This window comes from Aeromicrobium tamlense (genome assembly GCF_013408555.1).
Classification (GTDB): domain Bacteria; phylum Actinomycetota; class Actinomycetes; order Propionibacteriales; family Nocardioidaceae; genus Aeromicrobium; species Aeromicrobium tamlense.
On sequence record NZ_JACBZN010000001.1, the window covers coordinates 1,002,580 to 1,026,910 of the forward strand.

22 protein-coding genes are annotated in these 24,331 nt (G+C 72.2%); 18 read left to right on the top strand and 4 right to left on the bottom strand.

The genetic code is table 11. The features are described 5' to 3' along the window. Positions 1-21 precede the first annotated feature (21 nt). From BJ975_RS05035 to BJ975_RS05100, 14 genes are all read left to right on the top strand, one after another. Complete coding sequence (locus tag BJ975_RS05035) at positions 22-1,506, top strand: UDP-N-acetylmuramoyl-L-alanyl-D-glutamate--2,6-diaminopimelate ligase (protein ID WP_179428031.1); 1,485 nt, start codon at positions 22-24, stop codon at positions 1,504-1,506. Continuing rightward, positions 1,503-2,861: a UDP-N-acetylmuramoyl-tripeptide--D-alanyl-D-alanine ligase gene (locus tag BJ975_RS05040; protein ID WP_179424100.1), complete on the top strand. Its 1,359-nt coding sequence runs from the start codon at positions 1,503-1,505 to the stop codon at positions 2,859-2,861. The genes BJ975_RS05035 and BJ975_RS05040 overlap by 4 nt, the downstream gene beginning before the upstream one ends. 27 nt (positions 2,862-2,888) lie before the next feature. Continuing rightward, positions 2,889-3,956, top strand: coding sequence for a phospho-N-acetylmuramoyl-pentapeptide-transferase (gene mraY, locus BJ975_RS05045; RefSeq protein ID WP_179424101.1), 1,068 nt, complete (start codon positions 2,889-2,891; stop codon positions 3,954-3,956). Further along, a complete protein-coding gene (gene murD / locus BJ975_RS05050; RefSeq protein ID WP_317628322.1) occupies positions 3,946-5,394 on the top strand; it encodes a UDP-N-acetylmuramoyl-L-alanine--D-glutamate ligase in 1,449 nt (482 codons plus the stop codon). Before mraY ends, murD begins: the two co-directional genes overlap by 11 nt. Before the next feature lie 233 nt (positions 5,395-5,627). After that, the gene (ftsW, locus tag BJ975_RS05055) at positions 5,628-6,845 is read left to right on the top strand and encodes a putative lipid II flippase FtsW (protein WP_179424102.1); all 1,218 of its coding nucleotides are present in this window, start codon (positions 5,628-5,630) and stop codon (positions 6,843-6,845) included. Between the two features lie 2 nt (positions 6,846-6,847). Then, the gene (gene murG, locus BJ975_RS05060; RefSeq protein ID WP_179424103.1) at positions 6,848-7,927 is read left to right on the top strand and encodes an undecaprenyldiphospho-muramoylpentapeptide beta-N-acetylglucosaminyltransferase; all 1,080 of its coding nucleotides are present in this window, start codon (positions 6,848-6,850) and stop codon (positions 7,925-7,927) included. Further along, positions 7,924-9,324 (top strand): UDP-N-acetylmuramate--L-alanine ligase, encoded by a 1,401-nt coding sequence (murC, locus tag BJ975_RS05065; RefSeq protein ID WP_179424104.1) that lies wholly within the window; start codon positions 7,924-7,926, stop codon positions 9,322-9,324. The genes murG and murC overlap by 4 nt, the downstream gene beginning before the upstream one ends. Then, on the top strand, positions 9,317-10,027 hold the full coding sequence (locus tag BJ975_RS05070) for a cell division protein FtsQ/DivIB (protein ID WP_179424105.1): 711 nt from the start codon (positions 9,317-9,319) through the stop codon (positions 10,025-10,027). Before murC ends, BJ975_RS05070 begins: the two co-directional genes overlap by 8 nt. A 153-nt stretch (positions 10,028-10,180) precedes the next feature. Next, on the top strand, positions 10,181-11,332 hold the full coding sequence (ftsZ, locus tag BJ975_RS05075; RefSeq protein WP_179424106.1) for a cell division protein FtsZ: 1,152 nt from the start codon (positions 10,181-10,183) through the stop codon (positions 11,330-11,332). Positions 11,333-11,334: 2 nt separating this feature from the next. Next, complete coding sequence (locus BJ975_RS05080) at positions 11,335-12,054, top strand: polyphenol oxidase family protein (protein WP_179424107.1); 720 nt, start codon at positions 11,335-11,337, stop codon at positions 12,052-12,054. Next, the gene (locus tag BJ975_RS05085; RefSeq protein WP_179424108.1) at positions 12,041-12,745 is read left to right on the top strand and encodes a YggS family pyridoxal phosphate-dependent enzyme; all 705 of its coding nucleotides are present in this window, start codon (positions 12,041-12,043) and stop codon (positions 12,743-12,745) included. Before BJ975_RS05080 ends, BJ975_RS05085 begins: the two co-directional genes overlap by 14 nt. A 36-nt stretch (positions 12,746-12,781) precedes the next feature. After that, a complete protein-coding gene (locus BJ975_RS05090) occupies positions 12,782-13,258 on the top strand; it encodes a cell division protein SepF (protein ID WP_179424109.1) in 477 nt (158 codons plus the stop codon). Between the two features lie 6 nt (positions 13,259-13,264). Continuing rightward, on the top strand, positions 13,265-13,552 hold the full coding sequence (locus BJ975_RS05095) for a YggT family protein (protein WP_179424110.1): 288 nt from the start codon (positions 13,265-13,267) through the stop codon (positions 13,550-13,552). A gap of 117 nt (positions 13,553-13,669) precedes the next feature. Next, positions 13,670-14,398, top strand: coding sequence for a DivIVA domain-containing protein (locus tag BJ975_RS05100; protein ID WP_179424111.1), 729 nt, complete (start codon positions 13,670-13,672; stop codon positions 14,396-14,398). A gap of 153 nt (positions 14,399-14,551) precedes the next feature. Here BJ975_RS05100 and ileS read toward each other — a convergent pair whose 3' ends face one another. Next, a complete protein-coding gene (ileS, locus tag BJ975_RS05105) occupies positions 14,552-17,737 on the bottom strand; it encodes an isoleucine--tRNA ligase (protein ID WP_396336574.1) in 3,186 nt (1,061 codons plus the stop codon). Between the two features lie 61 nt (positions 17,738-17,798). Here ileS and BJ975_RS05110 point away from each other — a divergent pair, with 61 nt between their 5' ends. From BJ975_RS05110 to BJ975_RS05125, 4 genes are all read left to right on the top strand, one after another. After that, entirely contained in the window at positions 17,799-18,200 is a 402-nt protein-coding gene (locus tag BJ975_RS05110) for a TraR/DksA family transcriptional regulator (RefSeq protein ID WP_179424113.1), read from the top strand. Between the two features lie 5 nt (positions 18,201-18,205). Continuing rightward, positions 18,206-18,727 (top strand): signal peptidase II, encoded by a 522-nt coding sequence (lspA, locus tag BJ975_RS05115; protein ID WP_269302607.1) that lies wholly within the window; start codon positions 18,206-18,208, stop codon positions 18,725-18,727. Then, positions 18,724-19,662 carry an RluA family pseudouridine synthase gene (locus BJ975_RS05120; RefSeq protein WP_179424114.1) on the top strand — a complete coding sequence of 313 codons (939 nt, stop codon included), beginning with the start codon at positions 18,724-18,726 and terminating at the stop codon, positions 19,660-19,662. The genes lspA and BJ975_RS05120 overlap by 4 nt, the downstream gene beginning before the upstream one ends. Before the next feature lie 136 nt (positions 19,663-19,798). Beyond that, positions 19,799-21,022, top strand: a complete 1,224-nt coding sequence (locus tag BJ975_RS05125; RefSeq protein WP_179424115.1) for a pyridoxal phosphate-dependent aminotransferase — start codon at positions 19,799-19,801, stop codon at positions 21,020-21,022. Here BJ975_RS05125 and BJ975_RS05130 read toward each other — a convergent pair. From BJ975_RS05130 to BJ975_RS05140, 3 genes are all read right to left on the bottom strand, one after another. Then, the gene (locus tag BJ975_RS05130) at positions 21,007-22,371 is read right to left on the bottom strand and encodes a hypothetical protein (protein WP_179424116.1); all 1,365 of its coding nucleotides are present in this window, start codon (positions 22,369-22,371) and stop codon (positions 21,007-21,009) included. The genes BJ975_RS05125 and BJ975_RS05130 overlap by 16 nt on opposite strands. A gap of 1 nt (position 22,372) precedes the next feature. Then, positions 22,373-23,032 (bottom strand): class I SAM-dependent methyltransferase, encoded by a 660-nt coding sequence (locus BJ975_RS05135; protein WP_179424117.1) that lies wholly within the window; start codon positions 23,030-23,032, stop codon positions 22,373-22,375. Between the two features lie 103 nt (positions 23,033-23,135). Then, positions 23,136-24,296 carry a hypothetical protein gene (locus tag BJ975_RS05140; RefSeq protein WP_179424118.1) on the bottom strand — a complete coding sequence of 387 codons (1,161 nt, stop codon included), beginning with the start codon at positions 24,294-24,296 and terminating at the stop codon, positions 23,136-23,138. Positions 24,297-24,331 lie beyond the last annotated feature (35 nt).

A 24,331-nucleotide genomic window follows, 5' to 3' on the forward strand; every position in this document is an offset into this window, starting at 1 on the left:
AGGTTGGGGCGGGTGGACGAGATGAGGGTCAGGCCGTTCGACACGCCCACGTGGTCCCTCGCCGAGGTGGCCGCGGCGTGGTCCGGGGCGACGGCCGAAGGCGACGCGAGCGTCACCGGGATCAGCCTCTCCACCCGCGACGTCGTGGCCGGCGACCTGTTCGCCGCGCTGCCCGGTGCCAGCACGCACGGCGCCCGGTTCGCGCCCCAGGCGCTCGAGGCCGGGGCCGTGGCGATCCTCACCGACGCCGAGGGCGCCGCGACGCTGCCGGGCGACGTCCCGCGGGTCGTCGTCGAGGAGCCGCGACGCGGTCTCGCCGCGTTCGCCGCGCGGTTCTACGACCGGCCCAGCAGCCGGTTCACCACCGTCGGCGTCACGGGCACGCAGGGCAAGACCACGACCACGTACCTCGCCGAGGCCGCGCTGGGGGAGTCGCGCTCGGCCGTCATCGGCACGATCGGCACCCGCATCGCGGGACGCCCGGCGGCCAGCAGCCTGACCACCCCCGAGGCCCCCGCCCTGCAGGCGCTGTTCGCCGTCATGGCCGAGGAGCAGGTCGCCGCGTGCGCGATGGAGGTCTCGAGCCACGCCATCGTGCAGGGACGCGTCGACGGCTTCGTGCTCGACGCCGCGGTGTTCCTCAACCTCGGTCGCGACCACCTGGACTTCCACCACGACCTCGAGTCGTACTTCGCCGCGAAGGCCGAGCTCTTCACGCCCGAGCACGCCCGCCGCGCCGTGATCAACCTCGACGACGCGCACGGGCGCCGGCTCGCGCAGCAGACCGTGCTCCCGGTCACGACCTTCTCCACCGAGGGGGCGCCCGCCGACTGGCGTGCGGTGAACGTGCGCTCGCACCGCCTCGGCAGCGACGTCACACTGATCTCGCCCGACGGCACCGAGACCGAGCTGTCCGTGCCGCTGGCCGGCGCCTTCAACGTCTCCAACGCCGTCGCCGCGATCGTGGCGCTGGCGGGGGAGGGCCACGACCTGCGTGAGCTCGTCCGCGGCGTCGCCTCCGCGCGGGGCGTGCCGGGCCGGATGGAGCGCGTCGACGCGGGCCAGCCCTTCACGGCCGTCGTCGACTACGCCCACAAGCCCGAGGCGGTCGAGGCCGTCCTGGCCGCACTGCGACCCGTCACCGCGGGTCGGCTGATCGTCGTGATCGGCGCCGGGGGCGACCGCGACCGCGGCAAGCGACCGCTGATGGGCGAGGTCGCGGCGCGGCTCGCCGACCTGGTGGTCGTCACCGACGACAACCCGCGCAGCGAGGAGCCGGCGCGGATCCGCGCCGAGGTCCTGGCCGGCGCCGAGCGGGGCACCGCCGAGGTGCTCGAGGTGGGCGACCGACGCGAGGCGATCGCGGTGGCCGTCGGACAGGCGCGCACCGGCGACACGGTCGTGGTCGCGGGCAAGGGCCACGAGCGCGGCCAGCAGGTCGGCGACGTGGTCCACCCGTTCGACGACCGCGAGGTGCTCGTCGAGCTGATCGGAGGCGCCTCGTGACCCCCACCACCCTGGCCCAGGTCGCCGTCGCCACCGACGGCCGCGTCGAGGGCGACGACGCGCTCTCGGTCGAGGGCCCCGTCGCCATCGACTCCCGCCGGGTGACGCCCGGCTGCCTCTTCGTGGCGATCCCGGGCGAGCACGTGGACGGGCACGACTACGTCGAGGCCGCCCTCGAGGGCGGAGCCGTGGCCACGCTCGCCACGCGCGCGGTGCCGGGTCCTCACGTGATCGTGGCCGACCCCGTCCGGGCGCTCGGCCGGCTCGCCGCCGACCGGCTCGCGTCGCTGAGGTCCGAGACCGACCTGCGGGTGGTGGCCATCACCGGCTCGCAGGGCAAGACCTCGGTCAAGGACCTCGTCGCGCACGTCCTCCGGACCGAGGGCGCCACGGTCGCGCCCGAGGGCTCGTTCAACAATGAGCTCGGCGTGCCGCTCACCGTGCTGCGCGCCGACGCCGGCACGCGCCACCTCGTGCTCGAGATGGGAGCCCGCGGGATCGGCCACATCGCCACGCTGTGCGAGATCGCGCCGCCCGACGTCTCCGTCGTCCTGAACGTCGGCACGGCCCACGCGGGCGAGTTCGGCGGTCTCGACCGCACGGCCCAGGCCAAGGGCGAGCTCGTCGAGGCGCTGGACGAGCACGGCACGGCCGTCCTCAACGCCGACGACGAGCGCGTCGCGGCGATGGCGTCGCGCACGCGCGGTCGCGTCCTGACCTTCGGGCGGGCCGGGCAGGTCCGCCTCGTCGGCGACGTCACCCTCGACGACGCCGGGCACCCGCGCTTCGTCGTCGAGGCCGACGGCCTCACGCTCGACGCCACGGTCCCGCAGCTGGGCGCGCACCACGCGATCAACGCCGTCGCGGCCGTCGCCGCGACCTCCGCCCTGGGCGTGCCCGTCGAGGCCGCCGTGCACGCGCTGACCACCGCGACGGCCACCTCGCCCATGCGGATGGAGCGCCACGAGACGGCCGGGGGAGTCGTCGTCGTCAACGACGCGTACAACGCCAACCCCGAGTCCATGGCGGCGGCCCTGCGCACCCTCGCAGGACTGGCCCCGGGACGCGGCGTCGCCGTGCTCGGTGAGATGCTTGAGCTGGGCGAGGACTCGCCCGCGCAGCACCACAGGATCGGCCGGCTCGCCGCCGACCTCGGCATCGCCCGGGTCATCGCGGTCGGTGCCGGAGCCGCCGAGATCGCCCGGGGAGCCGGGTCGGCGGGTCTCCAGATGGACGATGTCGAGGCAGCGGTGGACGCACTCTCCGCGAGCCTGGATGCCGGTGACGTGGTGCTTGTGAAAGCATCGAGGGGCGCCCGCCTGGAGCGGGTCGTCGAAGCGCTGCTGCGCAACTGACACGCACGGAAGGAACGAACGGAAGCGATGCTGGCCGTACTGATCGCAGGGGTCGTGGGACTCGTCGGCACACTCGTCGGCACCCGTTTCGCGATCTCCGTGCTCGTGGCCAAGGGCTACGGACAGCTCATCCGCGACGACGGTCCGACCTCGCACCACGTCAAGCGCGGCACGCCCACCATGGGCGGCCTCGTCATCATCATCAGCACGGTGCTGGGCTACGCCATCGCGAAGCTGGTCACCGGCTACGAGCCCAGCGCCTCGGCGGTGCTGCTGCTCTTCCTGTTCGTCGGCCTCGGCGCCATCGGCTTCCTCGACGACTGGATCAAGGTCGCGAAGCAGCGCAACCTGGGTCTGCGCAGCAAGGCCAAGATGGTGGGCCAGATCCTCGTCGGCCTCGTGTTCGCCGTCCTGGCGATCGGCTGGGAGAACGACAACGGCCAGACCCCGATCACCCACGCGATCTCGTTCACGCGCGACCTGTCGTGGGAGCTGCCCACGGTGCTGCTGATCGTGTGGGTGCTGCTGATGATCGCGGGTGCCAGCAACGGCGTGAACCTCACCGACGGCCTCGACGGCCTGGCCACCGGCGCCGCCGTGATGGTCTTCGGTGCGTTCATCCTCATCAACGTCTGGCAGTCCAACCAGAGCTGCTTCATGCTCGACCCCGGCCCGAAGTGCTACGAGGTGCGCGACCCGCTCGACCTCGCGGTGGTCGCCTCGGCCGTCACCGGCGCGTGCTTCGGCTTCCTGTGGTGGAACGCCTCGCCCGCCAAGATCTTCATGGGCGACACCGGCTCGCTCTCGCTCGGCGGCCTCATGGCCGGCTTCGCGCTGATGACCCGTACCGAGCTGCTGCTCATCGTGCTGGGCGGCCTGTTCGTCATCATCACCTTCTCGGTGATCCTGCAGGTCGGGTACTTCAAGCTCTCCGGCGGCAAGCGCATCTTCCGGATGGCGCCGCTGCAGCACCACTTCGAGCTCAAGGGCTGGGCCGAGATCACGATCGTGGTCCGGTTCTGGATCATCAGCGGCATCTGCGTGATCTCCGGCATCGGCCTCTTCTACTGGGAATGGGTCGTCGGTGCCTTCTGAGCGCGACGTCTCGTCGCTGCACCGCGACTCCTCGTGGGAGGGCGTCCGCGCCGTCGTCGCCGGCTTCGGCGTCAGCGGCTTCGCGGCCGCCGACACGCTGAACCATCTCGGTGCGAGCGTCGTCGTGCTCGACGAGTCCGAGGGCGACGCCCACCGGCAGGAGCAGGCGCAGCTGCTCGAGGTCCTGGGTGCCGACGTGCGCCTGGGCCCCGGCACCGCCGCCGAGCTGCCGCGGGACGTCGACCTCGTGATCACGTCACCCGGCTGGCGCCCCACCGTGCCGCTGCTGGCCGAGGCCGCCGGCCGGGGCATCCCGGTCTGGGGCGAGGTCGAGCTGGCCTGGCGCCTGCGGGGCGCCGATCCCGCGCCGTGGCTGGCCGTCACGGGCACCAACGGCAAGACCACCACGGTGCAGATGCTCGAGGCGATCCTGCAGGCGGCGGGGCTGCGCGCCCAGGCCGTCGGCAACGTCGGCACCCCGATCCTCGAGGCCGTCATGGACCCCGAGGGCCGCGACGTGCTGGCCGTCGAGCTCTCCAGCTTCCAGCTGCACTGGACGCAGTCGATGGCGGCCGAGTCCGCCGCCGTGCTGAACCTCGCACCCGACCACTACGACTGGCACGGCGGGGCGCAGGCCTACGCCGCCGCGAAGGGCAAGGTCTACGAGCAGGTCCGGCGCGCGTGCGTCTACAACGTGGCCGACGAGGCCACGAGGCACCTGGTCGAGGAGGCCGACGTGGTCGAGGGCGCCCGCGCCATCGGGTTCACCCTGGGCATCCCCGAGCCCGGCATGGTCGGCATCGTCGACGACCTGCTGGTCGATCGGGCCTTCGTGGACTCCCGCGCCACGAGCGCCGCCGAGATGGCCTCGATCTCCGACCTCGACGACGACTCGCCGCACAACGTGCAGAACGCGCTCGCGGCCGCCGCGCTCGCGCGGGCCCACGGGGTCGCCCCGGTCGCGGTCCGCGACGGCCTGCGCGCCTTCCGCCTCGGACCTCACCGGATCAGCACGGTCGCCGAGCGCGACGGCGTCCGCTGGGTGGACGACTCCAAGGCCACCAACCCGCACGCCGCTCGCGCCTCGCTGCGCGCCTTCGACCACGTGGTCTGGGTCGCCGGGGGACTGGCGAAGGGCGCCACGTACGGCGACCTGGTCCGCGACGTCCGCGAGCACCTGCGGGCCGCCGTGCTCATCGGCGCCGACCGCGACCTCATCGCCGCCGAGCTGGCCGCCCAGGCGCCCGACGTGCCGGTCGAGCTCGCCGACGGCGACGACGCCGACGCGCTGATGGACGCCGTCGCGACCGCCGCCCGGCGCCACGCCCGTCCGGGCGACACCGTCCTGCTCGCTCCCGCCGCCGCCTCGATGGACCAGTTCCGCGACTACGCCCACCGCGGCGACGCGTTCGCGCAGGCCGTCGACCGCCTCGGCTGACCCCGGTCCGCTCGGAGGCGGTGAGTGGTCAACCACTCCCGGTGACCGCCGGTGACCGGTCAACCCTTCGGGGCTCCGTTCAGGTTGAGGGCTCACCGCCCCACCCCGGGTTCGGTTCCCCACTCACCGCTCCCGCGGCCGGACGCGGCGACACGCGCCCGGAGGTCCACGCGGCACGCCGTCCCACGGGCCACACTGGGGAGCAGTTTCCCTTTCTTCCCCGAAGGAACGCCATGAGTACCACCGCTTCTCGGCGGTCGTCGAGCACGCTCGAGACCGTGCGGAACCTGCTGGAGCGACCGCTCGCGTCGTACCAGCTCGTGCTCGGCACGACCGGCCTGCTGCTTGGGCTCGGTCTCATCATGGTCCTCAGCGCCAGCTCGGTGTTCGCGCTGCGCGTCTACGGCAACTCCTTCGAGATCTTCAGCCGCCAGGCGATCTTCGCTGTCGTCGGGCTCGTGGGCATGGTCATCGCGATGCGCATCCCGCTCGAGCGGGTGCGCCAGCTGTCGCGACCCGTCCTGCTCGTGGTCGTCGTGCTGATCGGGCTGACCTTCACGCCGCTGGGCATGGACATCAACGGCAACCGGAACTGGATCCCGCTGTTCGCCGGCTTCAACCTCCAGCCGTCCGAGTTCGCGAAGCTCGCGATCGTGATGTGGATCGCCGACCTCTACACCCGCCGACACCGACACCTCGGCACGCCGCGATTCGTCATCACGCCCGTCGTCCCGATCGCGGGAGCCGTCTCGGCGCTCGTCGTGTTCCAGAAGGATCTCGGCACCGCGGTCATCCTGTTCGCGATCATCGCGGGCATGCTGTGGGTCGCCGGCCTGCCGCTCAAGCCGATGCTGGGCTTCGGCGCCGGCCTCGTCGTGCTGCTGCTGTTCTTCGTGGCCACGGCGCAGCACCGCGTCGACCGCTTCATGTCGTTCCTCAACCCGATGGCCGATCCCGAGCAGTCGGGCTACCAGGCGATCAAGGCCATGATGGGCTTCGCCCGCGGGGGCTTCTGGGGCCTGGGCCTGGGCAGCAGTCGTCAGAAGTGGGGCGCCCTGCCCGAGGCGCACACCGACTTCATCCTCGCGGTCATCGGCGAGGAGCTCGGCCTGGCCGGCAGCCTCGTGATCCTGGCCCTGTTCGGCCTGCTGGCGTACACCGGCTTCCGCATCGCCCACCGCAGCCGCGACCGCTTCGCGCGCTACCTCGCCGCCGGCATCACGATCTGGCTCACGACGCAGGCGATCATCAACATCGGCATGGTGCTCGGCCTGCTGCCGGTCATCGGCGTGCCGCTTCCGCTCGTCTCGTACGGTGGTTCCAGCATGCTCGCCACACTCGCCGCGCTGGGCCTCCTGGCCAACTGCGCCACCACCGAACCCGGCGCCGCCCGCGCCCTGTCCGTCTCGCGTCGTGCCAAGGCGCGCAAGAAGCAGCGGGCGGGTCGCTGACGATGCGTGTCCTGCTCGCCGGCGGTGGTACCGCCGGTCACACGTCTCCGCTGCTCGCGACCGCCGCGGTCCTGGCCGACGCGGGCGACGACATCGTCTGCCTGGGCACTCCGCGCGGCCTCGAGGTCACGCTGATCCCGCAGGCCGGCCACGCGCTCGAGCTGGTGCCGCCGGTGCCGCTGCCGCGCCGCCCCAACGCCGACCTGGTGAAGCTGCCCGCCAACCTGCGCCGCTCGGTCTCGGCCACGCTCGAGGTCTTCGACCGGTTCCGTCCCGACGTCGTCGTCGGCTTCGGCGGCTACGTCTCGGTGCCGGCCTACCTCGCGGCCCGCAGGCGCAAGCTGCCCCTCGTCGTCCACGAGGGCAACGCGCTGCCCGGCATCGCGAACAAGCTCGGCGCGCGCCTCACCCGTCACGTGGCGACCAGCTTCCCCGACACCGAGCTGCGCCACGGCACCTACACGGGCCTGCCGATCCGTCGGCAGATCGCCGACCTCGACCGGTACGCCTCGCGGGCCGAGGGCCGCCGGCACTTCGGCCTCGACCCCGATCGCCCGACGATCCTGGTCACCGGAGGCTCGCAGGGCGCCCGTCGCATCAACACCACGATGGCCGCCGCCGCGCGTGACCTCGCCGACGCCGGCATTCAGGTGCTGCACGCGGCCGGTCGTCCCGAGGAGGTCGAGCTCGACAGCCGTGCGGACGACCCGCCCTACGTCGTCGAGCAGTACATCGACCGGATCGACCTCGCCTACGCCGCCGCGGACCTGGTGGTGTGCCGCTCGGGCGCCAACACCGTCACCGAGGTCGCGGCCGTCGGCCTGCCGGCCGTCTTCGTCCCGCTGCCGATCGGCAACGGCGAGCAGGCCCTCAACGCCCACCCGGTGGTGGGTGCCGGCGGTGCGCTGCTGATCGAGGACGGCGCGTTCACGCCGGCGTGGGTCGACAGCGCGATCGTCTCGCTCGTCACCTCGCCCGAGCGCCTCGAGCGCATGTCGCAAGCCGCCTCCGGCATCGTCCGGCGCGATGCCGCCGAGCGTCTCGCGCAGATGGTGCACGAGGCGGGGGAGGCCGGCCGGTGAGGATCGACCTGCCGTCCGAGGTCCTGCCCGCCGACCGGCTCGGCCGCGTGCACCTCATCGGCATCGGCGGCGCGGGGCTCTCGGCCATCGCCCTGCTGATGCACGAGGCCGGCGTCGACGTGAGCGGCAGCGACGGCAAGGACTCCGCCGTGCTCGACCGTCTGCGTGCCGCCGGCATCACGTGCCACGTCGGTCACGACGCCGCGCACCTGGCCGACCGCGACACGGTCATCGCGTCCACCGCGGTGCCCGAGGACAACCCCGAGGTCGTCGAGGCGCGCCGCCGCGGCCTGCGCCTGTGGCCGCGCTCGGCCGGCCTCATGTCGACGATGCTCGGCGACCGCCGGATCGCGATCGCGGGCACGCACGGCAAGACCACCACCACCGCGATGCTGACGTTCGCGCTGCGCGGCGCCGGCGCCGACCCGTCGTTCGCGATCGGGGCCGAGGTCGCCGGGCTGGGCACCAACGCCCGCCGCGGCACCGGTCCCGAGTTCGTCGTCGAGTCCGACGAGAGCGACGGCGCCTTCCTGCACTACCGCCCGCACGCCGCCGTCGTCACGAACATCGACGCCGACCACCTCGACACGTGGGGCACGGTCGAGGCGTACGAGCTCGCCTTCGCCCAGTTCGCCGCCACGGTCGACGAGGTCGTCGTGGTCTCGGCCGACGACCCCGGCTGCCGTCGCCTGCGCGACACCGTGAGCAGCCCGCGGATCCTCACCGCCGGGTTCGCCGAGGACGCGCACGTCCGCGGCACGGACGTCGAGGTCGCTGGCTCGACCACCCGCTTCACCCTCCACGTGCCGGGCCTGGAGCCCACCGAGGTCGTCCTCGCCGTCCCCGGACGGCACTACGCCGCCGACGCCCTGCTCGCGCTGGCCATCGGCCTCGAGCTGGGGCACGACCTCGCCGGGATGGTCGAGGGCCTGGCGGGCTACACCGGGGCCGCGCGCCGCATGGAGCCCAAGGGCGAGGCCGGGGGAGTGCGCGTCGTCGACTCCTACGCGCACCACCCCACCGAGATCGCGGCCGATCTGGCTGCCGCCCGCGCGCTCGCCGGCGACGACCGTCTCGTCGTGGTCTTCCAGCCCCACTTGGTCAGCCGCACCCGCCTGTTCGGCGAGCGCATGGGCCAGGAGCTCGCCGCCGCCGACCTCGTCGTGGTGGCCGACCTCTATCTCGCGCGCGAGGCCGCCGATCCCGCGGTCACCTCGGCCCTCGTCGTCGACGCGGCCGGCCCGGACGCCCACCTGGGCGGTCCGGTCGAGGACGTGCCCGCGTTCCTGCAGCCGATGCTGCGCCCGGGCGACCTCGTGCTGACGCTCGGCGCCGGCGACGTCACGACCGTGGGCCCGGCGCTGCTGGACCTCCTGCGGGACTCCGGCGATGAGTGACCGCTTCAGCGAGAAGCTCCGGCTCAAGCGGCGCAGGTCGCGCTGGCGCATCGCGGGGATCGTGCTGCTCGTCCTCCTCGTCGCGGGCGCGGTCTGGGCGATCTGGTTCTCGAGCCTCTTCGAGACGCGCGAGACCACGGTCTCCGGCACCGAGCACGTCCCGGTCGAGCGCGTGGTGCGCGTCGCCCAGGTGCCGCTCGGCGAGCCGGTGCTGCGCGTGGACACCGACGCGATCGAGGAGCGGGTCGCCGCGCTCAAGCCCGTCCGGTCGGTGCGCGTCGAGCGCGACCTCCCGCACACGATCCGCATCGTCGTCACCGAGCGCACGGCCGTGGCGTGGGTCGACCGCTCGGGCACGCCGTGGGCCGTCGACGCGACCGGCGTGGTCTACCGGCCGCTGAACTCGCGCCCGGGCCACCTGCCGCAGCTGGACGTCGACGCCGACGACCGCCGCGTCGTCGCGGCCACCGCCCGCGTGGCGGCCGACATCGCCGACGGCGACCGCGAGCTGCTCGCCGACACGAACGCCATCACGGCCGAGACGCGCGACTCGATCGAGCTCGCGCTGACGAGGGACCGCACGGTCGTGTGGGGGAGTGCGGAGGAGGCCGGGCCCAAGCTCGCCGTCCTGCGACCGCTGCTGCAGATCGAGGCCAGCAGCTACGACGTCAGCGCGCCCGAGCGCCCGACGACGCTCGAGTAGACGCGCGTCCCCCGAGTAGACGAACAACACGCCGCCGGCGCGGCGTGTCGTCCGAGATCGATCCGGCGTACCCACCTAGTGTCAAGACATCGACGAGGTTGACATAACTATAAGCCTCGACTTGAACGTTAAGGTTTCGAAGGGGAAGACGACATGGCGGTCCAGAACTACCTTGCGGTGATCAAGGTCGTCGGCATCGGCGGCGGTGGTGTCAACGCCGTCAACCGCATGATCGAGGCCGGGCTCAAGGGTGTGGAGTTCATCGCGATCAACACCGACGCCCAGGCGCTGCTGATGACCGATGCCGACGTGAAGCTCGACGTGGGGCGCGACTCCACGCGAGGCCTCGGCGCCGGCGCCGATCCCGAGATCGGCAAGAAGGCCGCCGAGGACCACGCCGAGGAGATCGAGGCGGCCCTCAAGGGCGCCGACATGGTCTTCGTCACGGCGGGCGAGGGCGGTGGCACGGGCACCGGCGGCGCTCCGGTGGTGGCGCGCATCGCGCGCTCGCTCGGCGCCCTCACCATCGGGGTCGTCACGCGACCCTTCAAGTTCGAAGGCCGCAACCGCGCGGCCCAGGCGGACGTGGGCGTGCAGCGACTCCGCGAGGAGGTCGACACCCTCATCGTCATCCCGAACGACCGACTGCTCTCGATCAGCGACCAGAACATCAGTCTGCTGGACGCGTTCCGCCAGGCCGACCAGGTGCTCTACCAGGGCGTCTCGGGCATCTCCGAGCTCATCACCACGCCCGGCCTGATCAACGTCGACTTCGCGGACGTGAAGTCGATCATGAGCGACGCCGGCTCGGCCCTCATGGGCATCGGCTCGGCGCGCGGCGAGCACCGTGCTGCCACGGCCGCCGAGCTGGCCGTCTCCAGCCCGCTGCTCGAGGCCTCCATCGAGGGCGCCCGCGGCGTGCTGCTGTCCATCGCGGGTGGCTCCGACCTCGGCCTGTTCGAGATCAACGAGGCCGCCGAGCTCGTCCAGGAGGCCGTCCACGACGACGCCAAGATCATCTTCGGCACGGTCATCGACGACTCGCTCGGCGACGAGGTGCGCATCACGGTCATCGCCGCCGGCTTCGACGGCGGCGAGCCGAAGCAGCGCGACGCCGCCCAGCCCGCGCTGCGGGGTCGCGACCAGCAGGCGCCCGCGAAGGAGTCGGCCCCGGCCGCCCCGAGCAAGCCCGCCGAGCGCACCGAGGCCTCCGAGCAGCGTGTCGTGTCCGAGCCCGTCCCGGTGTCCCAGCCCGCGGGCCAGGAGTTCGGCGACGGCCTCGACATCCCGGACTTCCTGCGCTGACCGTGCCCGACAGCACGCCCGGCTCCTCCGCGCCGTTCTGGTTCCGGTCCGACCTCGGGGTCGCGGCGTTCGGCTTCACCGACGCGCGCACCGACCTGGGTCGGGGCCCGATCGACGGATCACCCGCGGAGGGCCCGGGCGTCGTGGCCGCGGCGCTCGGGGGCCGGCCGGCCCTGATGCGCCAGGTCCACGGTGCCGACGTGGCCGTCGCCGACCCTGACGCCCAGCCCGAGGCCGACGCGCTCGTGCTCGACCGGCCGGGCGTCGTCGCGATCGTCCGGGTCGCCGACTGCGTCCCGATCGTCGTCGCGTCGCCCGACCGGCCACTGGCGGCCGTCGTGCACGCGGGTCGCGTGGGCATGGCGTCCGGCGTGGTCCCCGCGGCCGTGGCCGCCCTGCGCGAGCGCGGCGCCGACCGGCTCGAGGCGTGGGTCGGACCCCGGGCCTGTGGCTCCTGCTACGAGGTGCCGCAGGCGATGGCCGACGAGGTCGCCGCGGCCGAGCCCGCCGCCCGGGCCACCACCCGGCAGGGTACGCCCGGCCTCGACATCGGCGCCGGCGTGCTGGCCCAGCTCGAGCGCGACGGCGTGGTCGCCCACGACCTCGGTGGCTGCACGATCGAGGACGAGCAGTTCTGGTCGCACCGGCGTCAGGGTGAGGCCGCAGGACGCTTCGGCGCCGCGGTCGTCCTGCGCGAGGGGAGTGCCGATGTCGCGCCGTGACGCGCTCGCGCAGAACCTCGCGGCCGTCCGCGAGCGGATCGCCCGCGCCTGCGAGCAGGCCGGCCGCGATCCCGGCGAGGTCACCCTCGTCGTCGTCACCAAGACCCACCCGGCGAGCGACGTCGAGCTGCTCGCCGACCTCGGCGTCACCGACGTCGGCGAGAACCGCCACCCCGAGGCCGCCGACAAGCAGGCCGAGGTCGCGGCGAGCGGGGCCTCGCTGCGCTGGCACTTCGTCGGAGGGCTCCAGACCAACAAGGCCGGCGCCGTCGCCCGCTACGCCGACGTCGTCCACAGCGTCGATCGCGCGAAGCTCGCCCGGTCGCTCGACCGCGGGGCCGAGGCGGCCGGGCGCACGCTGCGCGTCCTCGTCCAGGTCGACTTCGACACCACCGACCCCGGCCGCGCGGGCGTCCCGCCGGCCGACGTGCAGGCGCTCGCCGACGTGATCGTGGGGGAGTGCCCGCACCTCGAGCTCGGGGGCGTCATGACCGTCGCGCCGCTCGGGCAGGACCCCGAGCCGAGCTTCGCGCACCTGCGCGAGATCAGCGCCGACCTGGTGCGCACCGTGCCGTCCGCGACCACGATCTCGGCCGGCATGAGCGAGGACTTCGAGGTCGCGATCCGGCACGGCGCGACACACGTGCGCGTGGGTCGTTCGGTGCTGGGGCAGCGCCCTGTACTGCAGTAGTCTCAACAACGTCAAGACCGAAGATCGGGAGTGAGCATGGCTGGCGCAATGCGGAGGATGGGCGAGTACCTCGGACTCGTCGAGCAGGCCGAGTACGACGAGGCGCTGGAGTACGAGCCGGAGGCCCCGGCACGCACCGCCGCGCCGGTGCGTCAGGCTGCCCCCCAGTCGGTCGCGCCGCGCACCGTGACGGCCCTCGACGACCGCCGTCAGCCCGGCCTGTCCGTGGCCGACCTGGCGCGCATCGAGACCGTCACACCCCGCACGTACAACGATGCCCGCACCATCGGCGAGTCGTTCCGCTCGGGCGTGCCGGTGATCATGAACCTCTCCGACATCGGCGACGACGACGCGAAGCGTCTCGTCGACTTCGCCGCCGGACTGGTCTTCGCCGTCCACGGCACGATCAACCGGATCACGGCGAAGGTCTTCCTGCTGTCGCCCGAGGGAGTGCAGGTGTCCGACGAGGACCGCGCCACCCTCGCCGCCGGCGGCTTCTACAACCAGAGCTGAGGCCCCGTGTCACCGATCGGGACCATTCTCTACAACCTCATCTACCTGGCGATCATCTTCGTGATCGCCAGGTTCGTCGTGGACTGGGTGCAGCTGCTTGCCCGCCAGTGGCAGCCCCGCGGCTTCATCGCGGTGCTGTGCGAGTTCATCTTCACCGTCACCGACCCGCCGCTGCGCGCCCTGCGCAAGGTCATCCCTCCGATCCGTCTGGGTGGCGTCATGCTCGACGTCTCGGCGATGGTCCTGTTGCTCCTGTTGTTCATCGCGCAGTCCCTGGTGGTCGTCATCTTTTAGGTGATCGTTGAGACTTGAGCACCGGCCCGCTGCCCGGTGCTTAGGATGAGGCGGTACCGTTGACGAGGCCCCGAATCTTTCCCCCGACAGACCCGACTCACACGCAGAGGTGACCAGATGGCGCTCACGCCCCAGGACATTCGCGACAAGCAGTTCACTGCCGTGCGCTTGCGCGACGGCTACGACATGGGTGAGGTCGAGCAGTTCCTCGATGAGGTCGAGGTCGAGTTCGAACGCCTCGTCAACGAGAACTCCGAGCTGAAGGCCAAGGTCGCCGAGCTCGAGGCCGCGCTCGAGGAGGCCTCCAAGGCCCAGCCCGCTCCCGCCGCCGCCAAGCCCGAGCCCGTCAAGGAGCCCGAGCCGGTCAAGGAGCCCGAGCCCACCCCGGCCCCCGCCGCTCCGGCCCCCGCCGCTCCGCAGGAGCTGCGCGTCACCTCCACCGCCGAGGCCTCCACGGCCGCCGCGCGCCTCCTCGAGATCGCGTCGGCCAACGCCGACCAGCTCATGGACGCCGCGAAGGAGGAGGCCGACACGATCATCGGTGAGGCCCGCGTCGAGGCCGAGCAGCTCTCGGCCGAGGCCCGTCGCAACGCCGACACGCTGCAGTACGAGTCGCGCAAGCGCGCCGAGCAGCTCGACGTCGAGACCGAGCAGCGCCGCAAGGAGGTCATCTCCAGCCTCGAGCGTGAGCGTCAGGAGCTCCAGGGCGAGATCGACCACCTGCGTGCCTACGAGCGCGAGTACCGCGCCCGCCTCAAGGCCTACTTCCAGGACCAGCTCGCGCAGCTCGAGGGCAGCTCGCCCGTCGCGCCGCAGCAGGGCTCCGCGCTGGACAGCAAGGACTGATCTCGCGGCACCGCGTCACTGAGTCGAACGACGGCGCCCGATCCCTCCGGGGATCGGGCGCCGTCGTCGTTCGTGATCGCGTGGCGTCGGGTGGAGAGACGCGAGCGGGGTGCCGGGACCGAAGTCCGGGCACCCCGCTTTCTCGTTCGAGGGTCAGGCGCGAGCCAGGCTCACTGCGAGGCCGAGATCCTCGTCGTGCACGTCGTCGGCCTCGCCGGGCGCGAACGCGACCGCCAGGACCTCCTCGGCGATGCTGTCGCCGTGCTCGCGCAGCGCCTCGGCGGTCTCGCCCTCGGCGGCCCACGTGAGCGTGATGCGGTCGGTGATCTCCAGCCCGGCGGCCTTGCGCGCCTCCTGGATCACGCGCACGGCCTCACGGGCCAGGCCCGCGCGGCGCAGCTCGTCGTCGATGGCCAGGTCGAGCGCGACGGTCTCACCCTGCTCGTTGACGACCGACCAGCCCTCGCGCGGACGCTCGGTGATGATGACGTCGTCGGCCTCGACCTGCCACGACTCGCCGCCAGCCGTGACGGTGGCCTCGCCGGACTCGAGCGCGCGGGCGAGCTCGCCGGCGTCGGTCGCGGCGATGGCCTGCGCGACCATCGGGGTCTGCTTGCCGTAGCGCTTGCCCAGCTGGCGGAAGTTGGCCTTGGCCGAGAACTCCACGAGGTCGGCGCCGGCGTCGGCCAGCGAGCCGAGCTCGACGATGTTGAGCTCCTCGCACACCTGCGCGCGCAGGTCCTCGCCGAGCGACTCGAAGTGGGCCGAGCCGATGAGCGCACGGCGCAGGGGCTGGCGCGTGCGGACCTTGGCCTCGGCGCGGGCGGCGCGACCGAGCTCGGTGACGCGTCGGGCCAGGCCCACGCGTGCGGCCAGGCCCTCGACGCGCAGCGACGCGTCGGTCTCGGGCCACGACGCGAGGTGCACCGACGGCGCGGCGTCGGGGTCGACGGGGACCACGAGGTCCTGCCAGACCCGCTCGGTGACGAACGGGACGAGCGGCGCCATGAGGCGTGTCAGCACGTCGAGCACCTCGTGCAGGGTGGCCAGGGCGGCCGCGTCGCCGCGCCAGAAGCGCTTGCGCGAGCGACGCACGTACCAGTTGGACAGGTCGTCGACGAAGGTCGCCAGGACCGCGCCGGCGCGCTGGGTGTCGAAGTCCTCCAGGGCCGACGTGACGTCGGTGACCAGGTCCTGCGTCTGCGACAGCAGCCACTGGTCGAGGACGCCGCGCTCGGCCACCGGGGGAGCGTCGGTGGCCGGGCTCCAGTCGGCGGCGCGGGCGTACAGGACGTGGAACGCCACGGTGTTCCAGTACGTCAGCAGCACCTTGCGCACGATCTCGGTGAGCGCGGTGGGGCCGATGCGGCGCGCCGACCACGGCGAGCCCGCGCACGCCATGAACCAGCGCAGCGCGTCGGCGCCGTGCTCGTCCATGAGCGGCATGGGCAGCAGGATGTTGCCCAGGTGCTTGCTCATCTTGCGGCCGTCCTCGGCCAGGATGTGGCCCAGGCACACGACGTTCTCGTAGCTGGACTCGTCGAACACGAGCGTGCCGACGGCCATGAGGGAGTAGAACCAGCCACGGGTCTGGTCGATGGCCTCGGAGATGTACTGCGCGGGGTAGGCGCGCTCGAACCTCTCCTTCGAGCCCTCCACGTGCGGGTAGCCCCACTGCGCGAACGGCATCGAGCCGGAGTCGAACCACGCGTCGATGACCTCGGGCACGCGACGGTACGTGCCGGGCTCGCCGTCGACCGTGAAGGTGACGTCGTCGATGTACGGGCGGTGGGGATCGAGGTCGGACTGGTCGGTGCCGGTCAGCTCGGACAGGTGGGCCAGCGACTCGACGCAGACGACCTTGCTCGGATCGGCGTCGTTGCGCCAGATCGGCAGGGGCGTGCCCCAGAAACGGTTGCGCGAGAGCGACCAGTCGATGTTGTTCTGCAGCCAGTCGCCGTAGCGGCCGTGCTTGATGGTCTCGGGGTACCAGTTGGTCTTCTCGTTCTGCGCGAGCAGCTCGTCCTTGCGCGCCGTGGTGCGGATGTACCAGGCGGGCAGCGCGAAGTACATGAGCGGCGTGTGGCAGCGCCAGCAGTGCGGGTAGCTGTGCTCGTAGTCCAGCGCGCGGAACAGCAGGCCGCGCGACTCGAGGTCGGCCACCAGCGTGGGGTCGGCCTCCTTGAAGAAGGCGCCGCCGACGAGCGGGACGTCGGCCTCGAAGTGGCCGTCGGGCGCGATCGGGTTGACCACGGGCAGGCCGTACGCCTTGCAGACCGCCATGTCGTCCGCGCCGAACGCGGGGGACTGGTGCACCAGGCCGGTGCCGTCGTCGGTGGTGACGTAGTCGCCCAGGACGACGAAGTGCGCGTCGGGGATCTCGACGAGGTCGAAGGGGCGACGGTACGTCCAGCGCTCCATGTCACGACCGGTGACGGTCTCGACGGTCTCCCAGCCCTCGCCGAGGGCGGAGGCGACGAGCGGCTCGGCCACGACGACGCGGTCGGTGCCGTTCGTGGCCACGACGTAGGTGACCTCGGGGTGCACGGCGACGGCCGTGTTCGACACGAGGGTCCACGGCGTGGTGGTCCAGACCAGCAGGTCGGTGCCCTCCCACGGGCCCGACGTCAGCGGGAAGCGCACGTAGACCGAGGGATCGACGACGGTCTCGTAGCCCTGCGCGAGCTCGTGGTCGGACAGCGTGGTGCCGCAGCGCGGGCAGTACGGCGCGACGCGGTAGTCCTCGACCAGCAGGCCCTTGCCGTGGATCTGCGACAGCGCCCACCACACGCTCTCGACATACGAGGCGTCCATCGTGCGGTAGGGGTCGGACATGTCGGTCCAGTACGCCATGCGCTCGGTCATGGTCTCGAACTGGTCGACGTTGCGCAGGACGGACTCGCGGCACTTCGCGTTGAACTCCGCGATGCCGAAGGCCTCGATGTCGGGCTTGCCGTTGAAGCCGAGCTCCTTCTCGACGGCGATCTCCACGGGCAGGCCGTGGCAGTCCCAGCCGGCCTTGCGCTCGACGTGGAAGCCCTGCATGGTCTTGAAGCGCGGGAAGACGTCCTTGAAGACGCGGGCCTCCACGTGGTGGGTGCCGGGGACGCCGTTCGCGGTGGGCGGGCCCTCGTAGAAGGTCCAGCGCGGCGCGTCGGCGCGGGTGCTCAGGCTGGCGGCGAAGGTGCCCTGCTCGGCCCACAGGTCGAGGATCTCGCGCTCCATCGCCGGCAGGTCGACGTGGGCCGGCACGGGCCGGTATCGCAGCGACTCAGCGGGGGTGGCGGAGGGACCGGATGCAGCCTGTGCTGCGGGGGCGTTCGGGGCGTCCTGACTCACTCGGCCAATCCTACGGTGGGGCGACTTGCACGCGTCCCGTGGTCGGTCTACTGTCCCGGGCATGCCCAAGACCACGTTGGCCGTCCGCGCGGACGAAGAGCCCTGGACCCCTGCGGAGGCCAAGGCCGTGCGCGAGGAGCTCGTCGAGGACCTCGCCCGCCTGAGGACCGAGCTCGACCACTCCGCCCGTGATCTGCAGGACATCCTGGCGGGCGGTGTCGACGGCGCGGGCAACGACCAGGCCGACGTCGGCTCGAACAGCCTCGAGCGCGACGCCGAGCTCTCGCTCGCCGCGAACCAGCGCGAGCTGCTGCTGCAGACCGAGAAGGCGCTGGCTCGTCTCGACGACGGCACCTACGGCGTCTGTGAGCAGTGCGGCGAGCCGATCGGCAAGCTGCGCCTCATGGCGTTCCCCCGCGCGACGCTGTGCATGGACTGCAAGCGTCGCGAGGAGCGTCGCTGACTCCCGTGACCCCGTCCTCGGACCCGTCGACCGAGCCGATCGGCCGTCGCCGGGTCGGCCTGTTCGCGTTCGTCGCGATCGCGGTCGTGGCGCTCGACCAGCTCACCAAGTGGTGGGCGGTCGCGCGGCTCGACGGCCGTGACGCCATCCCGCTGCTGGGCGACCTGCTGAGCCTGCGCTTCGTGCTCAATCCCGGCGCCGCGCTCGGCACCGCCGCGGGCTACACGATCGTGCTGAGCCTCGTCGCGATCGCCGTCACGGTCACCCTCATCGTCATCGCGCCCCGGCTGCGCGACCCGTGGTGGGCCGTGGGGCTCGGGCTGTTCCTCGGGGGCGCCGTGGGAAACTTGATCGACCGGCTCTTCCGTGAGCCGTCGTTCCTGCGGGGCCACGTCGTGGACTTCATCGACTACGCCGGCTTCTTCGTGGGGAACGTGGCCGATATCGCCCTGACGGTGGCGGCCGTGGTCATCATCTGGCGGTCGTGGCGAGGACATCGCTTCGACGGCACCCGGGAGGAATCGTGACCGACGACGCCACGCAGGTGCGCAGCGTCTACATCCCCGAGGGCCTGGCCGGCGAGCGCGTCGACGTCGCCCTGGCCCGGCTCTTCGGCGTCTCGCGCACGCGCGCCGGCGACCTCGTCGCCGAGGGGCTCGTGCTGCTCGACGGCAGCCAGCCGATCAAGTCCGAGCGCGTCGAGCCCGGCGCGCTGATCGAGGCCACCATCCCCGCACCCCGGCGCGCCGTGGTGGTCCCCACCGAGGTCGAGGGCATGTCGATCGTGCACGAGGACGACGACATCGTCGTGGTCGACAAGCCGATCGGCGTTGCGGCGCATCCCGGCGTGGGCTGGGACGGGCCCACCGTCTCGGGTCACCTGGCCGGCGTGGGCGTGCGGATCTCCACCAGCGGCGCGGCCGAGCGCCAGGGCATCGTGCAGCGCCTCGACGTCGGCACCAGCGGCCTCATGGTCGTGGCCAAGTCCGAGCGCGCCTACACCGTGCTGAAGCAGGCGTTCCGCGACCGCACGGTCGACAAGACCTACCACTCGCTCGTGCAGGGCCACCCCGACCCGCACACCGGCACGATCGACGCGCCGATCGCCCGGCACCCCAAGCACGACTTCAAGTTCACGGTCCGCGCCGACGGCCGCGCCTCGGTCACGCACTACGACACGCTCGAGGCGCACCGCTTCGCGTCGCTGCTGGAGATCAAGCTCGAGACCGGTCGCACCCACCAGATCCGCGTGCACATGGCCGCCATCAAGCACCCGTGCGTGGGCGACCCGTTGTACGGCGCCGACCCGGTGCTGGCCAAGCGCGTCGGCCTCGAGCGCCAGTGGCTCCACGCGGTGCGGCTCGGCTTCACCCACCCGGCGTCGGGGGAGTGGGTCGAGTACGAGAGCCCCTACCCCGACGACCTCCAGCGCGCGCTCGACGTCGTCCGCGAGCTGGACTGACCCGCAGTTTCCCCGGTTAACCGGGGAAACCGTCACCTCGCGAGGTTCGCGAACCTCGCGAAGTGACAGGAAACCTCGTTCAGTCGCCGCCGGGAGTCGCGGCCGGGAGGTGGAGGGCGTCCGGCACAATGGGCGCATGAGTCCTGTCGTGCGCCAGTCGGAGAAGTTGAGGGATGTCCTGTACGACATCCGCGGCCCCGTCAGCGCGCGAGCTGCCCAGCTGGAGGCCGAGGGTCATCGGATCCTCAAGCTCAACATCGGCAACCCGCAGCCGTTCGGGTTCGACGCGCCCTCGGAGATCCTCCAGGACGTCATCGCCGGCCTGCCCACGGCGCAGGGCTACTCCGACTCGCGCGGCATCCAGTCCGCGCGGCGTGCGGTGGTGCACCACTACCAGCTGCAGGAGGGCTTCCCGGCCCTCGACATCGACGACGTCTGGCTCGGCAACGGCGTCAGCGAGCTGATCCAGATCGCCCTGCAGGCGCTGCTCGACAACGGCGACGAGGTGCTGATCCCCACGCCGGACTACCCGCTGTGGACCGCGGTGACGAACCTCGCCGGTGGGCGCCCCGTGCACTACCGGTGCGACGAGGACAACGACTGGAACCCCGACCTGGCCGACCTCGAGGCGAAGATCACCGATCGCACCAAGGTCATCGTCGTCATCAACCCGAACAACCCCACGGGCGCCGTCTACAGCCGCGAGACCCTCACGGCGATCGCCGATCTCGCGCGCAAGCACGACCTGATCCTCATGGCGGACGAGATCTACGACAAGATCCTCTACGACGACGCCGTCCACATCCCCTTGGCCAGCATCGCGCCCGACGTCCTGACGCTGACGTTCAACGGCCTCTCCAAGGCGTACCGCGTGTGCGGCTACCGTGCGGGCTGGCTCGTCGTCACCGGTCCGCTCGAGCGCGCCCAGGACTATCTCGAGGGCCTCACCCTGCTGGCGTCGATGCGGCTGTGCCCCAACGTGCCGGCACAGAACGCGATCCAGGTGGCGCTCGGCGGCTACCAGTCGATCAAGGAGCTGATCCTGCCCGGCGGCCGCCTGCTGGAGCAACGCGACACCGCGGTCAACGAGCTGCGCAAGATCCCCGGCGTCAGCGTCGTCGCGCCGCGCGGCGCCCTGTACGCGTTCCCGCGCCTCGACCCCGAGGTCTACCCGATCAAGGACGACCAGCAGTTCGTGCTGGACCTGCTGATGTCGGAGAAGATCCTGCTGACCCAGGGCACGGGCTTCAACTGGCCCGATCCCGACCACCTGCGCATCGTCACCCTGCCGTGGTCGCGCGACCTGGCGGAGGCGATCCAGCGCATGGGCCATTTCCTCAGCACCTACCGCCAGGACTGACGCAGCCTCCCCAGCCAGCCAGTGCGCCGCTCGGGCTCCGGCGGGGGCGGCGTCGCCGCCTGGTCGGCGAAGTCCTTCTTGCGCCACCGGTGCTTGAAGGCCGGGTCGGGCGTGCTCCAGCCGGGACCGTAGATCGTCTCGAGGTAGCCCACGGGGTCGGCCGGCAGCGGCACCGTCACGCCGAGGAACTCCCGCTCGCTGGTGGGGAACATGGTCGCGCGGTCGAGGGCACCGCGCGTGCCGGGGTACCAGGCGATCCGGTCACCCTCGAACAGCGCCGAGAACACGTCGACGTTCTTGCCGCCCCCGGCGGGCGCGACGTGCCGGTGGCCGAAGAAGTCGCCCTTGACCGTGAAGCCGCGCGCCCGCAGGAAGTCCTCGACCAGCGCGTGGGCCTCGGGCAGCGTGGCGGCCTCGTGCGGCTCGAACGCCACGATGAGGTCGAGGTCGTCGTCGTGCGGGATGAGGTCGCCGTCGCGCACCACGGCCAGCGCCGCGCCGTAGCCGAAGCACACGTGAGGCGTCAGGTCCCGGAGCGCGTCGGCCACCGCGACGGTGGAGCGGACGTAGTCCTGCTTCTCCTCGGCCGACCAGAACCGGAAGGACCGCGTGGGACCGTGCGCCGTCCAGTCGAGGGAGCGGTCGTGGAGCACGCCCTCGCTCACGGTGCGGACGAACTCGCGGCGCGCCTCGTCGCTGAGCTGCTTCGCCGCCGACTTCATGGCCGTGCGGGCCGGCTGGTAGTGCCCCGCGACGGTGAGCGCGAGGGGTCCGGCGAGCAGCTCGAACGTCGGCCGCAGGTCGTCGGGGACGTCGACCGTCCGGGCCCGGACCCAGGCCTGCAGCTCCTCGGCGCGGCCGGGCGCGTCGTAGACCGTGACCCAGGGACCGCCGGGGGAGCCGATCAGCACGCGCACGTCGCGGCTCTCGATCGCGGCGCGGGCCGCGATGCCACGCAGGTGCAGGGCGGTGAGCTCGACCGGCTCGGCGAACGCGACCTCGGCCCACGGCAGAGCCTCGTGCTCGGTGCGGATCTGCACGCCGTGCGGGTGCTCCGCGTCGAGAAGACGCTCGGGGTCGAACGTCTCGCGGAACCCGTCGGCGAAGCTGCTCGCCGTGATCGTGACGCGAGCGGCCAGCTCGACGGGGGAGAGCGCCGGCGTGGTGGACACGCCCAGGGACTGCAGCCGCAGGATGGACGGCGAGGCCAGCTCGACGCGCACGCGGTCGACCGTGGTCGGTGGGAGGGCGACGTGCAGCTGGCCGGCGGGCCGGACGAAGTCGAGGTCGGGGAAGGCGGCGCGGGCCGACCGGACCGTCTCGGTCAGGAGCTCGCCGAGCGTCTCCACCTCAACGCCTCGTGAGCAGCGCCCGCGCGACGTAGGCGTCGTCCTCGCGGTACTTCGCGAAGCCGTAGCCCTCCACCGCGTAGGTGACGTCGAAGCCGTGCAGGACGGCCTGGGCGTTGAACGAGGTGGGGTCGACGAAGCGGCGGTAGTGGCGGCCGGTGACCTTGGCGCCGCTGGAGTCGCGCAGAGTGCGGTACTCGACGGCGAGCCGGTCGCCGGGCGAGGTGAGCTCGGCGACCAGGCGCAGGAACGCCGCCTGCTCGTCGTCGGTGATCGCGTGCACGAAGAAGCGTGCGTAGACGAGGGTGTTCCCGGGCTCGACGCGCAGCTGCGCGGCCAGCCCCTCTTGGTCGATCGAGGCACTGACGAACTCGACGTCGAGCCCCAGCTCCTCGGCCAGCTCGGAGCACGCCTCGACCGCGGCCTTCGAGCCGTCGACGCCGGTCACGTCGTGCCCGTGCGCGGCGAGGAAGAGCGAGTCGCGTCCCGATCCGCTGCCGAACTCGAGGATCCGCGTGGGCCCGTCGAGCTCGCCAGCCACGAAGGCGGCGAACTGGGACGGGACGGGACGCCGGGCGACGCCGCCGTCCGCGTAGAACGCGTTCCAGTAGTCCGTGCGCTCCGCCGGCACCACGCCGGACGGCTCGTCGGATCGACTCATGGGTCACCCCCTGCTCAGCACGCCCCGTGCGTCACGAGGCGAAATTCCGCTCACCGTACCGGCTCGGCGGGCCGTTCCGCGAGGGAATCGGCGGTCCGGCGTGTCAGCCGTTGCGGAAGCTGCGCCGCACCTCGCGGGCGCCGCGCTCGTCGAGCTCGCGCAGCTCGCGGGCGATGTCGGCGCTGGCCTTGCGGGCGTGGTTCAGGTCCTCGCGCACCTCCTGCAGGTGCTCCTTCCAGGTGCGCTCGAAGCCGTTCATGCTGCCGATCCGCTCGTCCTCGGGGGTGAGGCGGCCCTCGCGGATCGCGAGGCGGATCTCCTGCAGGCGCTCGGCGGCCGTGTCGAGGGCGCGCGCGCAGTCCTGCAGCTCCTCGCCGACGGAGGCGATGTCGTCGGGGCGCGACAGCCGTGTGGGATCGGGCGTGGACTGGTCGTCCCCGGACTTCACCGGCCCGGCGATCGCCTGCCGCTGCCGGGGGAGCTGCTCGACGAGCTGGTTGTCGAGGCGGTTCACCCCGCGCAGCGCCTCGACGAGCTCGTCGAAGATCGCCTGCACGGTCTGGCGGTAGCGCTCGGCGATCTGGTCGGCCTTGCCGTCGAGCATGATCGCGACGGACCCGTGCCGGTCGGTGAACTCGAGGCCGGCGAGGCGCCGCAGCGGGCCCTCGACCTGGTTCAGGACCTGCTGGTCCGCCATCTTGATCAGGTCGCTCGCCTCGGTGGGCGGCTCGGGCTCGCGGCGTTCGTGGTCGCGATCGGCGCCGCCGCCACCGCCGCCGCCGCCCTTGCGGTCCCTCTCGGCCCGCTCGCGCTCGCGACGCTCGGCCCGCTCGCGCTCGCGATGCTCGGCCCGCTCGCGCTCGGCCTCGCGGTGCTCGCGGGCAGCCTGCTCGTTGAGGTCGCCCACCTGGTCGCGCAGGTCCTGGCGGGCCTGACGCCAGCGGCGACGGGTCTCGTCGAGGGTGCCCAGGGCGTCGGTCATGCGATCGGCCTGGCGACGGATCAGCTCGACGAGATCGGAGAGCTGATCGGCGTCGGCCTCCAGGACCTGGCCGAGCGTGCCGGCGACGCGCGACATCGCGCGGACGGTGGGTCCGCGCGTCTCCTGCGGCGCGTCGGCCTCGCGCAGGCGCTTGCCGACGTCGGTCAGCTCGGCCACGAGGTCCTGGAGCTTCTCGGCACCGTGACGCAGACGATCCGGATCGCCCGGGACGTCGAGTGCGTCGGGATGGAAACGGATGACCTGCTGCAGGTCGACAGCCATGATGAACCCCCCGAGTTCGAGTCAGTGCTGGGCAA

Excerpts from the sequence above, each read along its gene's own strand:
- BJ975_RS05035 (WP_179428031.1), top strand. The coding sequence starts at position 22 with ATGAGGGTCAGGCCGTTCGACACGCCCACGTGGTCCCTCGCCGAGGTG.
- BJ975_RS05110 (WP_179424113.1), top strand. The coding sequence starts at position 17,799 with ATGCCCAAGACCACGTTGGCCGTCCGCGCGGACGAAGAGCCCTGGACC.
- mraY (WP_179424101.1), top strand. The coding sequence starts at position 2,889 with ATGCTGGCCGTACTGATCGCAGGGGTCGTGGGACTCGTCGGCACACTC.
- BJ975_RS05100 (WP_179424111.1), top strand. The coding sequence starts at position 13,670 with ATGGCGCTCACGCCCCAGGACATTCGCGACAAGCAGTTCACTGCCGTG.
- ftsW (WP_179424102.1), top strand. The coding sequence starts at position 5,628 with ATGAGTACCACCGCTTCTCGGCGGTCGTCGAGCACGCTCGAGACCGTG.
- BJ975_RS05085 (WP_179424108.1), top strand. The coding sequence starts at position 12,041 with ATGTCGCGCCGTGACGCGCTCGCGCAGAACCTCGCGGCCGTCCGCGAG.
- BJ975_RS05135 (WP_179424117.1), bottom strand. The coding sequence starts at position 23,032 with ATGAGTCGATCCGACGAGCCGTCCGGCGTGGTGCCGGCGGAGCGCACG.
- BJ975_RS05070 (WP_179424105.1), top strand. The coding sequence starts at position 9,317 with ATGAGTGACCGCTTCAGCGAGAAGCTCCGGCTCAAGCGGCGCAGGTCG.
- BJ975_RS05125 (WP_179424115.1), top strand. The coding sequence starts at position 19,799 with ATGAGTCCTGTCGTGCGCCAGTCGGAGAAGTTGAGGGATGTCCTGTAC.
- ftsZ (WP_179424106.1), top strand. The coding sequence starts at position 10,181 with ATGGCGGTCCAGAACTACCTTGCGGTGATCAAGGTCGTCGGCATCGGC.
- murG (WP_179424103.1), top strand. The coding sequence starts at position 6,848 with ATGCGTGTCCTGCTCGCCGGCGGTGGTACCGCCGGTCACACGTCTCCG.
- BJ975_RS05140 (WP_179424118.1), bottom strand. The coding sequence starts at position 24,296 with ATGGCTGTCGACCTGCAGCAGGTCATCCGTTTCCATCCCGACGCACTC.
- BJ975_RS05090 (WP_179424109.1), top strand. The coding sequence starts at position 12,782 with ATGGCTGGCGCAATGCGGAGGATGGGCGAGTACCTCGGACTCGTCGAG.